At 51.1% G+C, this 13,146-nt stretch carries 11 protein-coding genes; 5 read left to right on the top strand and 6 right to left on the bottom strand.

From position 1 onward, the window contains the following. Window positions 1-22 precede the first annotated feature (22 nt). Window positions 23-988, top strand: coding sequence for a cysteine synthase A (gene cysK / locus KJY73_RS06765; protein WP_214341811.1), 966 nt, complete (start codon window positions 23-25; stop codon window positions 986-988). 151 nt (window positions 989-1,139) lie between these two features. Beyond that, window positions 1,140-1,601 carry a hypothetical protein gene (locus KJY73_RS06760; protein ID WP_214341808.1) on the top strand — a complete coding sequence of 154 codons (462 nt, stop codon included), beginning with the start codon at window positions 1,140-1,142 and terminating at the stop codon, window positions 1,599-1,601. A 27-nt stretch (window positions 1,602-1,628) separates the two neighbouring features. Here KJY73_RS06760 and KJY73_RS06755 read toward each other — a convergent pair whose 3' ends face one another. From KJY73_RS06755 to KJY73_RS06745, 3 genes are all read right to left on the bottom strand, one after another. After that, the gene (locus KJY73_RS06755) at window positions 1,629-1,982 is read right to left on the bottom strand and encodes a DMT family protein (protein ID WP_214341805.1); all 354 of its coding nucleotides are present in this window, start codon (window positions 1,980-1,982) and stop codon (window positions 1,629-1,631) included. 457 nt (window positions 1,983-2,439) lie between these two features. Continuing rightward, the gene (gene ggt / locus KJY73_RS06750) at window positions 2,440-4,146 is read right to left on the bottom strand and encodes a gamma-glutamyltransferase (protein ID WP_232848413.1); all 1,707 of its coding nucleotides are present in this window, start codon (window positions 4,144-4,146) and stop codon (window positions 2,440-2,442) included. A gap of 116 nt (window positions 4,147-4,262) precedes the next feature. Further along, on the bottom strand, window positions 4,263-5,027 hold the full coding sequence (locus KJY73_RS06745; protein ID WP_214341802.1) for an enoyl-CoA hydratase: 765 nt from the start codon (window positions 5,025-5,027) through the stop codon (window positions 4,263-4,265). 176 nt (window positions 5,028-5,203) lie between these two features. On the opposite strand from KJY73_RS06745, the gene rrtA reads away from it, so the two are divergent. Beyond that, on the top strand, window positions 5,204-5,797 hold the full coding sequence (gene rrtA, locus KJY73_RS06740; protein ID WP_214341799.1) for a rhombosortase: 594 nt from the start codon (window positions 5,204-5,206) through the stop codon (window positions 5,795-5,797). A gap of 1 nt (window position 5,798) precedes the next feature. After that, window positions 5,799-6,215, top strand: coding sequence for a GFA family protein (locus KJY73_RS06735; RefSeq protein WP_214341793.1), 417 nt, complete (start codon window positions 5,799-5,801; stop codon window positions 6,213-6,215). A 12-nt stretch (window positions 6,216-6,227) separates the two neighbouring features. On the opposite strand, the gene KJY73_RS06730 is transcribed toward KJY73_RS06735, so the two are convergent. Together KJY73_RS06730 and KJY73_RS06725 are read right to left on the bottom strand one after the other, a co-directional pair. Beyond that, on the bottom strand, window positions 6,228-7,139 hold the full coding sequence (locus KJY73_RS06730) for a Gfo/Idh/MocA family protein (RefSeq protein ID WP_214341790.1): 912 nt from the start codon (window positions 7,137-7,139) through the stop codon (window positions 6,228-6,230). Window positions 7,140-7,242: 103 nt separating this feature from the next. After that, window positions 7,243-9,729 carry a S9 family peptidase gene (locus KJY73_RS06725; protein WP_214341787.1) on the bottom strand — a complete coding sequence of 829 codons (2,487 nt, stop codon included), beginning with the start codon at window positions 9,727-9,729 and terminating at the stop codon, window positions 7,243-7,245. Window positions 9,730-9,887: 158 nt separating this feature from the next. Between KJY73_RS06725 and KJY73_RS06720 the strand changes: the two genes are divergently transcribed. Beyond that, window positions 9,888-10,433, top strand: a complete 546-nt coding sequence (locus tag KJY73_RS06720; protein WP_206593728.1) for a glutathione peroxidase — start codon at window positions 9,888-9,890, stop codon at window positions 10,431-10,433. A 41-nt stretch (window positions 10,434-10,474) separates the two neighbouring features. On the opposite strand, the gene KJY73_RS06715 is transcribed toward KJY73_RS06720, so the two are convergent. Next, window positions 10,475-13,039 (bottom strand): TonB-dependent receptor plug domain-containing protein, encoded by a 2,565-nt coding sequence (locus KJY73_RS06715; protein ID WP_214341785.1) that lies wholly within the window; start codon window positions 13,037-13,039, stop codon window positions 10,475-10,477. Between the last annotated feature and the right edge of the window lie 107 nt (window positions 13,040-13,146).

The following is a 13,146-nucleotide window of genomic DNA, read 5'->3' as shown; positions in this document are numbered from 1 at the left end:
GGCCGTTACGCAAGGAATCACCATGCAAGTATTTAAAGATAATTCTGAGTCCATAGGTAATACCCCGCTGGTTAAACTGAACCGCGTTACCGGCGGTAACGTGTACGCCAAAATCGAAGCCCGTAACCCGAGCTTCAGCGTAAAGTGCCGTATCGGCGCCAACATGGTATGGGATGCCGAAAAACGCGGCGTGCTGACCGAAGGTAAAGAGTTGGTAGAACCGACCAGCGGCAATACCGGCATTGCCCTGGCCTTTGTGGCGGCCTCGCGCGGTTACAAACTGACCCTGACCATGCCAAGCACCATGAGCCTGGAACGTCGCAAACTGTTAAAAGCCCTGGGCGCCAATCTGGTACTGACCGAAGGCCCTAAAGGCATGAAAGGCGCTATCGCCAAGGCCCAGGAAATTGTTGACTCCGATCCGTCCAAGTACGTGATGCTGCAGCAATTTGATAACCCGGCTAACCCTGAAATCCATGAAAAAACCACCGGGCCAGAAATCTGGAATGCCACTGACGGCAAAGTCGATATCTTCGTCGCGGGCGTAGGTACTGGCGGTACTATTACTGGTGTCAGCCGTTACCTGAAAAACACCCAGGGTAAAGCAATATTGTCTGTGGCCGTAGAGCCTACCGATTCACCTGTTATCACCCAGGCCAAAGCCGGTCAGGAATTAACCCCTGGCCCTCATAAAATTCAAGGGATTGGTGCCGGTTTTATTCCAGGTAACCTGGATCTGGACTTAGTGGACGTAGTTGAACAGGTCGGTAACGACGAAGCCATGGAAATGGCCCATCGCCTGATGCGTGAAGAAGGTATTCTGGCCGGTATTTCCTCTGGCGCCGCGGTGGTAGCCGCCAAGCGCCTGGCCGAAAAGCCGGAAAATGCTGACAAGACCATTGTGGTTATTTTGCCAAGCTCGGCTGAACGTTACCTGTCCAGCCCGCTGTTTGCCGGTACTTTTACTGACGCTGAACTGGAACAGTAATCCTCATCAGGCTCTAAGAAAAAGCGCTCAACTGAGCGCTTTTTTTATTTGGGTATCAGGCAGCAGTCTAAGGTTAGCGCACGCAAACTTTACTTTTTGCAGGCAAGCTTGCAGACTCACAATTCCAATTACTGTCATGCACGGGAAGAAGATGTTGAGAACCCTGTTAACCAGTGTTTTGCTGGCCGGTTTAGTATTATTAAGCGGTTGCAGCGATGGGAAGAAATCTGACGGCGTGGGCCGTTACGGTATGCTCGCCAAGGGTACACCCGAGTATGCGGCTATTGAGTTTTTCGATCATCTCTACCACGACGAAAATATGCAGGAAGTGCTTAAGCTCAGTTCGCCAAAAATGGCGCGCCTGCTGAAAAACTATAAAACCAGTCGTAACTTCCAACGCCATGTTATGAACCTGACCTACCAGGAAGTGGAAATGATGGTGGACTCTGGCAACAACAAAATGCGTTCAGAGTTCTCAGATAAGGCCTCAGTGGTGATTTTCTTCACGGGTACCGATCACGGCGAAAAGAAAGAGGATTTGCGTACCGTCAACCTGCTTAAAATCGGCGGTGATTGGAAAATTGACGAAATCGAAGTCGACAAATTTATGTAAGGGGCCATAAGGCCCCTTTTTACGACATTAAGCCAACTTATCGCGGAACATAAAAAACACTGCCCCCATCAGACACAGGCCTGCCCACAGGTAGTCCAACTTTAGCGGCTCCTTTAAATAAAACACCGCAAAGGGCACAAACAGGCTTAAGGTAATCACCTCCTGAATAATCTTAAGCTGCCCCACCGACATTACCGTATAGCCAATACGATTGGCCGGCACCTGCAACAGGTATTCAAATAAAGCGATGCCCCAACTTACCAGTGCGGCAATCAGCCAGGGCTTGCTGCTCATACCTTTAAGATGACCATACCAGGCGAAGGTCATAAACAGATTGCTGCACATCAGCAGCAATACACAAATAACAACCGGGTTTTGCATAGACAAGGTAGGTAAATAAAAAGGAGCCTATTCTGCGCCCGCCCTTAGCTTTAGCCAATCACCCTAGGGCGGTATTTTTTCTTTGAAAGCAGAACGCCGTATCACCGCAATACTGCTATCTATAACCACTCTACTACCGCTTAACATTCCAAGGCAGTTCAGGCCACTAATAAACGGGAGAAAACGTTATTGAGAGCAAGTTGAATGAAACACACGACTGGAACGTTATTGGGGATCCTCCAGGCTAGTTTCCTTTGCGTCTCGTTTCTTGGCATTAGAGACAATCTGGTCTGGCACCGGAGTGAACCTCTTTAGCTGCTCTGCAAGGCAACAGACAGAAGTTCTGTTGTAAATGGGACTGACGCACCATTAATGATGCGCCAAATAAAACAGGGCCGTTAAAAAGCTAATAAGAGATCTGACCCGCCAGCGGCGGGTCAATTAAACATTAAAGCCACTACAAACCGACAGCGACCCCTTCCCTTCTGGGATCGGCGCCGCCAATTAGCTTGCCGTCTTTAATCATAATGCCGTGCAGACCGCTATTGAGCTCTTGCACTTTGACCTGATGGCCCAGCTTTTCAAACTCAGGGACTAAAGTTTCCAGAGCACTGTCTTTTTCCAGCGCGGTATAGTCATTACGGTTGGTAATACGCGGCAGATTGATGGCCTGTTGAATATCCAGTTTCCAGTCCAGCACCCCTACCAGGGTTTGTGCCACATAGTCGATAATACGGCTGCCACCGGGGGAGCCGACCACCAAATAGAGCGCACCTTGTTTATCAAATACCATAGTCGGACTCATGGCACTGCGCGGGCGCTTGCCAGGCTCAACGCGATTGGCCACCAGGGAGCGGTTAACCTCAGGCACAAAGGAAAAATCCGTCATCTGGTTATTTAACAAAAAGCCTTCCACCATCAGTCCTGAGCCAAAGGCCATTTCAATACTGGTGGTCATAGACAGGGCATTGCCCTGTGCATCAACTATGGAAATATGGCTGGTATTAGGCAATTCATAGGCATTGTCAGCGGCCAAACGCTGATGCGGGAATGGATTACCGGCAAACGCACGCCCCATATCCTGGGCTTTATTGATTAACTCTGCGCGCTCTTTGATATAAGAGCCGCTGATCATCGCCGCCACGGGATGGGGGAAAAAGTCCGGGTCAGCCGAGAAGGTTTCGCGGTCGGCGAAGGCCAGCCTTGAGGCCTGGGTAAACAAATGCAGCCCCTCAATCTGGTTTGGCGCAAAACTGGCCATATCAAAACCTTCCAGCAAACGCAGGATTTGCAAGGTGGCTACCCCGCCAGAGCTGGGCGGGGCCATACCGCAGACCCTGTACTGGCGATATCCACCACATACCGGGGTGCGTTTTTTGGCTTGATACTCAGCCAGATCCTGGGTCGCCATAGTACCTGGGTTAATACTGGCTTTTTGTACGGCTGCCACTATTTTTTCGGCCAGATCCCCCGTATAGAAGGCATCTGCCCCCTTTTCCGCGATAGTATTAAAAGTGCGGGCCAGCGGCAGATTCTTGCGCAGAAAACCGGCCTTAATGGGCTTACCATCAGGATAAAAATAGGCTTTGCTGGCAATAAACTGTTTTAGACCGGGATGCAGTTCCAATTCGACCAATTTGGCCAAACGAGGTGAGACTTTAAACCCTTCTTCGGCGGCAATAGTGGCGTCACGAAACAAGCTTATCCAGGGTAATTTGCCATGTTCTTTGTGGGCAGTTTCCAGCGCTCGCAGTACGCCGGGCACCCCCACGGCGCGGCCTCCCACAATGGCTTCGCGCCAGGGAATAGGCTTGCCGTCTTTGATAAAGTGCGCAGCATTAGTGTCTCGCGGCGCGGTTTCGCGCCCGTCATAGCTGTAAAGAACTTGTTTTTTGTTATCCCAGTACAGCATAAAGGCACCGCCACCAATGCCGGACGATTGCGGCTCAACCAAGGTCAGCATGGCTTGTACGGCAATAGCGGCGTCAATGGCCGTACCGCCTTGCATCAGTACCTTTTTTCCGGCCCAGGCGGCATAAGGATTGGCCGCACTGACCATAAACCTCTCACCACTGACGGCCGTTTTATTGGCAAATCCGGTGGCAGCTTCAGGCTCTCGGTCTTCCCTTACTTTGTCCTGTGCCACTGCGGGCCAGGCCAACAAACACCATCCTAATAATAACGCCGCTTTATACAAATCAATTCCCCTCAATGCGCAAATCACGCTAATTATGCCAGCAGGCTACTGGGCCTGACAAAGCCGCTCGTCTTCTTGTGTGGCTAGTTAAAAATGGCCGGGTCAGGCTTACGTTTTTCCAAAAATGCCGCAAAAGCTTCCTTGGCCGCTGGTGAATCCAGTTGCTGAATAAAACAGGCCAGCTCCTTACCCATTTGCCGACGGGTCTCGTCGATGTCCCCTCTCATCAATTGCTTGGTCAACGCCAGCGCCTGACGGGGTTTAGCTACCAGCTTGGCCAGCACCTTATTGACTTCCTCAGCCAATAGCGGCGTGTCCACAATCTGATTTACCAAGCCATGACGTTTGGCATCTTCGGCGCCAAAGGCGTCCCCCAGCATCAGCCATTCGGCCGCTTTGGCGTAACCGACCCGCTTAGGTAACAAATAGCTGGAGGCGTACTCTGGTACTAAGCCCAGGTTGATAAAGGGTAAGGCAAAGCGGCTGTCAGGAGAGCAATAAACTAAATCACAGTGCAGCAATAAGGTGGTACCTATCCCTACCGCCATACCTTGCACTTGTGCCACCACAGGTAATGGGCACTCCAGTAAAGCATGCATAAAACGCTCGGTGTCTTTTAGCATGTCGCGACCGGAGAAATCGGCAAAATCGGCCAGGTCATTACCTGCAGTAAAGTCACTGCCGGCCGCACTCAGCAGCACAGCTCTAACCGCCGGGTTTTCTTTCACGTCTTCAAGCGCCTGCGCCAATTGCCCATACATCTGCGTTGACAGGGCATTTTTCTTATCAGCACGATTTAGCTGAATCTTCAGCACATGCTGTTCGTACAACACTTCGATAAAAGACATGACTTTCTCCAGACGTTTTCGCCACTTTACCAGTCACAGCGCCTCCCGGGCCAGTTTCTGGCTGATTTTCTTATCGCAATCCGGGCACTTGTACAAATTGCGGCCAGCGCCAATTAGCATACCTCTTCGCTCCCCGGCACGGTATCATAGCCGTAACACGGAGGATGTAAGACCTTATGCCAAGATTACCGCTGCACTTCCAGCACTATGCCGGGCCGCTGCTTATCCTGCTGCTGGCTGCCTTGCTATATGGCCTTGAGCCTTGGAGCCAGGAATATCTGCAGTATGACCGACTACTGATTCAAGATGGACAGTGGTGGCGTTTGCTCACCGGCCATCTGCTGCACACCAATTTCAATCACCTGCTGCTAAATAGCGCCGGAGTCCTGTTACTCTGGGCGCTGCATGGCCAGTATTATCAGTACCGCAGCTACCTGATGTTTATGCTGATTTGCGGCCTGGGCTGCAGTCTGGGCTTGTATCTGTTTTCAGTGCAGTTAATCTGGTACGTGGGATTATCCGGCGTGCTGCATGGGCTGTTTGCCTGGGGAGCCGCCATGGATATCCGCCATGGTATAAAATCAGGTTGGCTGCTCCTCCTCGGTTTATGGGTCAAAGTACTTTATGAGCAATGGGTCGGCCCCAGCGCTGAGGTGGCTGAGCTGATCGGCGCGAATGTCGCTATTGATGCCCATTTATTAGGTGCCGCAACAGGGACTGTACTGGCCTTCCCTGCGCTGTTTCGGCATTTTTCACCTAAGGAAAAATGAAATGAAAATTCATGCAGACGGCCGCTGCCTTTGCGGCGCAGTGACACTAAGTGGCGAAGTAGAAAATAAGGTGGGTGTATGCCATTGCAGTATGTGCAGGCAATGGGTGGGCGGCCCGTTTTTGGCCGTTGATGGCGGCACGGATCTGACAATCAGCGGCGAGCAATTTGTCGAGCGCTTTGATTCGTCTGATTGGGGGGAACGCGCCTTTTGCAAAAAGTGTGGCAGTGCGCTTTTTTACCGGCTAAAGCAAAACAATCAGCATATCGTCTCGGCGGGTTTGTTTGGCGACTTGGAGGGGCTAATCCTGGATCATCAAATCTTTATTGATGAAAAACCGCATTACTATAGCTTTGCCAACCAGACACACAATATGACGGGTGCAGAAGTCTTTGCTCAGTTTGCTACGCAAGACTGAGCAAGTTAACCTTCAGGCGCCCAGACGACGGCAGATTTCTTCGCACAGCAAATGGCTGTTGAGATTCCGGGCAATACTGGCATCGTCCAGCTTGCCCTGCTCTACCACAGACAACCAGTGCGCCAGCATGGCGTAAAAGCCCTTGCTGTGTAACATGGGGGTCCAATCTGCCAGATTGAATTGCGATGCGCGGTTGTTTGACAAAGTTCTCCCCGAGGTAAAGCTGTCAAATTCCAGCGTATGGTTGTCCTGACACAGCTGAATACGCTCGCAGGTCATGCCAAAGCGCCTGTCCATGCTGGCTTCAAAATCACGTTCGCCAACTCGCCACTGACAACGTAAACGGCTCAGTTGCAGGCCCTGAAACTGACTTTGCAGTTGAATATCATCTGGATTAACGTTGCCGTATAGGTTTACCCCATCCAGCGCGTGAATATAATCATCAAACACAAAGGTGCGCGTATCACCGGGCAGATTATGCCTGTGCTTTTCCCAGCGCAGAGACTGCAAGTTTTGCAGCTCAGTCAGTGGGCTGCCGGCTTCCTGCTCCACTATGGGTAAATAGCGGCGGTTAAAGCCAACAAACAACGGTGTGCCCTGCTTTGCGGCCAATTCATGCAGACTTTCGCAATCTGCATAATTGTCACACAGTGGTTTATCCACAAATACCGCCACTTTGCGGGCCAGAAAGTAGCGGGCAATATCAAAATGGCTAGATGTGGCACTGTGGATCATTACCGCATCCACCGCCGGTAACTGGCGGTAGTCCATACACGCCTCGGCAACCCCGTACTGCCTGGTCAGACGCTTTAACACCTCAGGGTTGCGACTGCACAGCAGCCAGTTCACTTCGGGCCATTCCTGCAACAGCGGCAAATAGGCTTTTTGGGCGATATCCCCTAACCCAATCAAGGCGATTTTCATATTCTGGCTCCTTTGCCGCACAAACAACGGCAGCTAACTTACTGTAGCGAAAGCCAAAAGAAAAGCCCCGACCAGCGGGGCTTTAATTTAAGTAACACAACTGTTAGTTGAGGTTGTCCTCAAACAACTTGTAAATACGACGATACTCATCCAGCCAGGAGCTGGGCTGGCGGAAACCGTGCGACTCAACCGGGTAGATAGCGGTTTCAAAATCGGTTTTCTCCAGTTCAATCAAACGCTGCACCAGGCGCACCACATCAACAAAGAACACGTTGTTATCCACCATAGGCGCGTTAATTAGCAGTGGCTTATTCAAGCCTTCTGCATAATAGATTGGCGAGCTGCGCTTATAGGCCAGATCGTCTACTTGCGGGGTGTTCAGAATATTGGCGGTGTAAGGCGTGTTGTAATAAGCCCAATCAGTCACTGGCCGCAGCGCCGCACCACATTGGAACAGCTCAGGGTTGGTAAACAGCGCCATAAAGGTCATAAAGCCGCCATAAGAGCCGCCATAGGTACAGATACGCTTGGTATCTACGTTGGCATTGGCACCTAACCAGTTAACCCCGTCTTGAAGATCCTGAATTTCCGGGGTCCCCATCTGACGGTAAATGGCGGTGCGCCAGTCACGGCCGTAGCCCGCGGAAGCACGATAGTCCATATCCATGACCACATAGCCTTGCTGCACCAGCATGCTATGGAACATAAATTCGCGGAAATAACCTGACCAACCCAAATGGGAGTTTTGCAGATAACCGGCGCCATGATTAAAGATTACCGCTTTGCGTTTCTGACCCTGCTGGTAATCCTCGGGTAAGTATACCTTGGCATACACCGGCAATTGAGAATGGCTGGACGGTACCGGCACCACTTTAGGGGCAACCCAGGGCATCGCTTTAAAGGCTGCGCTGACAGTATCGGTCAGTTTAACCGGCTTGGCCGCGATTTGCGCCTCCTGCACATATAACTCAGGCGGACGAGTCACCTGGCTGTGGGTTAGCAGCAGTTTTTGCTCATCCGGGCTAAGCACATATTCATTATCACCGCCCATATCGGTCAGGGCTTCAATATCGCCGCTTTGCAGATTCACCCGGTAAATTTCGTAAATACCAGGATGCTTGATGTTGGCTCTGAAGTAGATGAACTTGTCATCACGGGTCAGCGTCAGCTTGTCGACTTCATAGTCGCCATAGGTCAGGGCCAACTCTTTGCCGCCCAACTCCTGACGATACAACTGCGCATAGCCCGACTGCTCAGACAGAAAATACAAAGTTTCACTGTGGTTCAGCCAACCAAAGCTGTTGAAACGGTAGTTTACCCAGGCCTTGTCGTGCAGACGATGCTGATTCACCAGTTTACCTTTGGCCAAATCCACAGTGGCAATCCAGCGGTCTTTATTGTCCCAGGCTTTGAGCATCACGGCCACTTGGTTACCACTGCTGTGCCACTTGATAGCGCTTTCGCTCCAGTACCAGTCGGTAATCAGACCAATATCCCGCGGCAGGCGGTTTGTTTCGTATTTCTCGCCCTTCGCCTTGGCATTTTCGGCTTTCACCTCGGCCAGTACATCGTCATTGTAGCCAGGTAGGGTTTGATAGCTCAGGGCCACCTGGGTACCTTTGTTTAAATCCAGTAGCCACAGTTCCTGGGTGCGAGGCTTGGCATCCACCACCATACGCCGCACGGTTTCAGATTTAATCCGGCCGTCTTCGCCAATGTAGTTGGGCATAATGTCGTTATCATCACGACCCGGCTCATCTTTTTCTATGGCCAGTACTAAGCCTTTGCCATCTGGCGACAGGCTAGCTTCCACCGTGCGATAGTTAGCTGGCAGGTAGAATGGCTCAGGGGTTAAGCTGGCATTTTCAGCCATCAGCGCTTGTTTGTGGTCAAACTTGGCCTGACGGTCAGCACGTTCTTTATTTACGTACTGGATCAATTCCAACTGCTTTTTAGCCAGATAGTCTTTCGGCGCTTCAACAGCTTTAGGCTTGTCGGCAAACTTCCAACTGGCCAGTTGGCGGGTTAAACCACTGCTAAGATCAATTGCCAGCAAGGCATTGCCTGCTTGATAGGCCAGGCTGCCGTTATTCATAAACATCGGGCGGCTGACGCGCTCACTGGAGCGAGTAAGCTGTGTCACCTTGCCACTGGATAGGTCTTTAACGAATAAGTTTCCTTCAAATAACCAAGCCGCCTTACTGGCATCAGCATTAAAAATGCGCTTACCATTGTCTGTCAGGTGACGCTCACCCAGCGGCAGTACAGCACCGTTGCCACCTTGCTGCGCAGAGGTTTGCCACAAGTCCATCACTGGGCTGCCTTCACGCTTACGCGCATAGCGTATGCTCTGACTATCCAGCCCCCAGAACGGGTCCTGCGGGAAGCGTCCCATCCAGTCTGGATCTGCCATGATTTGTTCGAGGCTGATTTTGTCACCCTGGGCAGCCAGCGCCGCTTCGGCCTGAACCGGCTGCGGCAGCGGTTTGTTCTGTACTGCAGGACCTGAAGATGTTTGTGAGGTGGTACTGCATGCGCTTAAGCCTGCGCACATAAGCAGCACCAGATAACGTTTTGTCGTCTTGTGCATTGTTATAGTGTTCCCGTTTTGCCTGGGGTAATAAACCGATTATTAAATCCTAAAGTGCCGTTTATCGCTACGATAAATGATCTGACTGAAAGACGATGGCGTATTATCAGTTCTTGTTATACAACAGATTTTAATATCTCATTTCGATAAGGATCACCATGAAAACGCGTTTGATTGCTTTGTTATTCAGTTTGGTAGCCGGCAGTGCCATGGCCGACCAATGCCCTGATTTGCTCAAATTTGTTAAGCGCAAACTGAACTCTCAGGAAGAGGTCAACTTGTGTCAGGCCTACCAGGGTAAAACCTTACTGATTGTGAATACCGCCAGTTATTGTGGTTTCACCCCGCAGTTTGAAGGCCTGGAAAAGCTGTATGCCGATTACAAAGACAAGGGCCTGGTGGTGATGGGGTTCCCTTCTCATGATTTTAATCAGGAAGACAATGATGAAGCGAAAACCGCCGAGCTTTGCGAATTAACCTACGGGGTTAAATTCCCTATGTTTGAACCGATTGCGGTACGTGGCGATGATGCCGATCCTTTGTATCGCATGCTGGCGAAAAAATCCGGCACTACGCCAAAATGGAATTTTTATAAGTACTTAGTCAACAGCAAAGGGGACGTCGTAGAGTCTTACGGTTCAAGAACCAAACCTCAGGACAAAGATTTTATTCAGACCCTGGAAAAAACCCTGGCTGGTGAATAACAGCCATTCCCCGGTCAGAATCTGACCGGGGAAGCCTTTCGCTACATCCGGTATTCCAAACCCAGATAATAGTAGGCACCATTGAAACCAAATGGCGCCGAACGACGCGAGTATTTAAAAATACCGGGGCTGGATACCACCACATTGCCCTGCCCGTCCACAATAGTGCCACCGCGGGAGTTACCGATTTGGTTTTCATCCGGGGTAACATCGAACAGGTTGTTCGCACCCAAACTGATACTAAAATCGTCACTCAGGTGATAACGCAACCGCACATCGGTTAACACTTCTGCACCATAGGTTTGGGTGCCGCCGTCCGTCACTGTGTATTCACCATAGCGGTTAAATGCCAGGGTCATATCCCAGTTATCCTGGCGGTATAAACCACTGAGACTGATCCGGCTATCAGGTTGCCACTCCTCAATAATAGAAATGTCCTGCTCAGAAAACACCTGTTCCACAGACACGGTTTCCAGCCCACTGCCTTGTGGGGTAAACAGCCGAACGACATCGGTATCTGTAAAGTTAGCCGCCAGAGTTAAATCCAAATCACCACCGGCCAGATCGGTATTCCAGGTACTGACAATATCCAGCCCGCGGGTTTCGGTATCTGCGCCATTTAAAAAGAACTGGCCGGCACCGGCGCCCGATGCATCCAAAGCCGCATCCAGAGTAGACGACAGCCCTTTGCCTAAGCGGTTACTGATGACTATGCGGTCATCAATATCAATGGCGTAGTAATCCAGCGTTACGCTGATCTCATCAAACAGCTTAACAATGGCCCCAACACTCCAGTTCTGGGACTTCTCCTCGGTCAATTCTGGAATCCCGATGGCTTGCGCCAGATTACTGTCGTTTCTGAATGTGCCCACTTCCTGAGACACCAACACCCCCTGACTGTTTACGACAAACTGGGTACCGATATTGTTGAAGTACAACTGCTGCATGGACGGAGCGCGAAAGCCTGAGCTTACCGCACCACGTAAACTCAGATTGTCGGTAACAAACCAGTTAGCGGCCAGCTTATAGTTGGTGGTATGGCCAAAACCGTCGTAGTCATCGTAGCGCAGTGCACCTGTGACACGTAAGTTTTCGCTCAGGTCAGTTTCGACATCCACATAAAACGACATAACATTGCGGGTTTCATCTACCGATGAGGCCGGTGCAATACCTGGGAAGCCCTGAATACCGCCGCTGGCATCTTCGCTACCCAAGCCACCACTCAAACCACTGTAGATACTCACACCATTTACCGTATCGTAATCACGATAGGCGTATTCTTCACCGGGCAGAATTTTGTAGCCGTCTTCACGCACTTCCGCTCCCAATGCCAACGAGAAGTCGTCAAATTCTTTGGTGTAATCGAGGTTCAGGGTTTGCAGAGACAGTTCCAGACCATAAGCATCTGCCTCACGGGGAATACTGGAACGAATTTCCTCAGCGCTCATGCCCTGCTCATAACGCAGGGTGTTGGCGTAAGACGCATTGATTGAGTCACTGGTCTCATAGTCAATGCGGTTCTCCCCCCAGGTATAGGACAAATCCAAACTAGCCTGGTTGGAAAAATCCACCTTGTAACCCAGGTTGTAAGACAGATCATCAATCTGCGAATTTATTTTGGGCAGGAATCCCATCTGAATTGTGGCATCGCCGTCTTGCAGTGGGGTGTTTCCATCTGCATTGGCATTATGACGGAAAAACGCAGCCGACTCGTTGTCACGGGTAGAATAGGTTAAGAAAGCATATAACTCCCCTTCTCCCAACTGATACCCCGTATTTAGGGTTAAGGCAATTTGCCGAGAATCTGCGTCACCAATCCTGAAGGTATCGCGTGGCGCGGTCAGTTCTCTGGGATCCCCCGCCAACAAGGTGCCGTCCGCCAACGTCGTGCAGCCAGGGAACTGGCAGGAGCCGTGCAGTCCGGCCCGGTTGGTATGCCCACGGTCCCGGTAGTTAAACGTTAAATTCAGATAACCATCATCCCCCAGTGCCAGGCCTTTATTCAGATCCAGGTTAATGGTCTCACCATCACCTTCAGAATACTCGCCATACGAGAGCCCCGCGCTGCCCTGTTCAGCACTGTCCTTAAGTACCAGATTAATTACCCCGGCAATGGCATCTGAACCATATTGTGCGGCCGCACCATCCCGCAAAACTTCAATGCGTTTGATGGCAGCAGCGGGAATCGCATTCATATCAGTCCCAGCAGTACCACGACCCACAGAGGTATTAATATGAATAAGCGACGCCTGGTGACGACGCTTGCCGTTTATCAGCACCAGTGTCTGGTCGGGTCCCAAGCCTCTTAACGTGGCAGGCCTTAAGGCATCGGTACCATCGCTGATGGAGGAACTGGAGAAATTAAAGGATGGAGCGACCGCCTGCAACATTCTGCCCACTTCGGTTTGCCCGGTGTTCTGCAGGGCTTCTGCGTCTAATATATCGACAGGCACCGGTAACTCTTCTGCCGAACGCCCCGACACTCGACTGCCCACTATGGCTATTTTCTCGACCTGCTCAGCCCCCTGCTCCTGGGCGGTGAGTTGAGAAACAGGTAAGATGCCAAACATGGTCGCCACGGCCATGCTGATTGTGCTCTTTTTCATATTGTGCTCCCTTGATTATGGTTGTATCAATGCGCGGCATCTGCCGACGGTGCGCATTGATAACAAAAGGCATAGGCCAACTTCCCTCCATGCCTTATCCAAGGCTA

The sequence above is a fragment of the Bowmanella yangjiangensis genome (genome assembly GCF_018531185.1).
Taxonomy (GTDB): domain Bacteria; phylum Pseudomonadota; class Gammaproteobacteria; order Enterobacterales; family Alteromonadaceae; genus Bowmanella; species Bowmanella yangjiangensis.
This window is presented reverse-complemented; position numbering and strand designations above follow the sequence as displayed.

Excerpts from the sequence above, each read along its gene's own strand:
- cysK (WP_214341811.1), top strand. The coding sequence starts at position 23 with ATGCAAGTATTTAAAGATAATTCTGAGTCCATAGGTAATACCCCGCTG.
- KJY73_RS06760 (WP_214341808.1), top strand. The coding sequence starts at position 1,140 with ATGTTGAGAACCCTGTTAACCAGTGTTTTGCTGGCCGGTTTAGTATTA.
- KJY73_RS06755 (WP_214341805.1), bottom strand. The coding sequence starts at position 1,982 with ATGCAAAACCCGGTTGTTATTTGTGTATTGCTGCTGATGTGCAGCAAT.
- KJY73_RS06745 (WP_214341802.1), bottom strand. The coding sequence starts at position 5,027 with ATGTCTTTTATCGAAGTGTTGTACGAACAGCATGTGCTGAAGATTCAG.
- rrtA (WP_214341799.1), top strand. The coding sequence starts at position 5,204 with ATGCCAAGATTACCGCTGCACTTCCAGCACTATGCCGGGCCGCTGCTT.
- KJY73_RS06735 (WP_214341793.1), top strand. The coding sequence starts at position 5,799 with ATGAAAATTCATGCAGACGGCCGCTGCCTTTGCGGCGCAGTGACACTA.
- KJY73_RS06730 (WP_214341790.1), bottom strand. The coding sequence starts at position 7,139 with ATGAAAATCGCCTTGATTGGGTTAGGGGATATCGCCCAAAAAGCCTAT.
- KJY73_RS06725 (WP_214341787.1), bottom strand. The coding sequence starts at position 9,729 with ATGCACAAGACGACAAAACGTTATCTGGTGCTGCTTATGTGCGCAGGC.
- KJY73_RS06720 (WP_206593728.1), top strand. The coding sequence starts at position 9,888 with ATGAAAACGCGTTTGATTGCTTTGTTATTCAGTTTGGTAGCCGGCAGT.
- KJY73_RS06715 (WP_214341785.1), bottom strand. The coding sequence starts at position 13,039 with ATGAAAAAGAGCACAATCAGCATGGCCGTGGCGACCATGTTTGGCATC.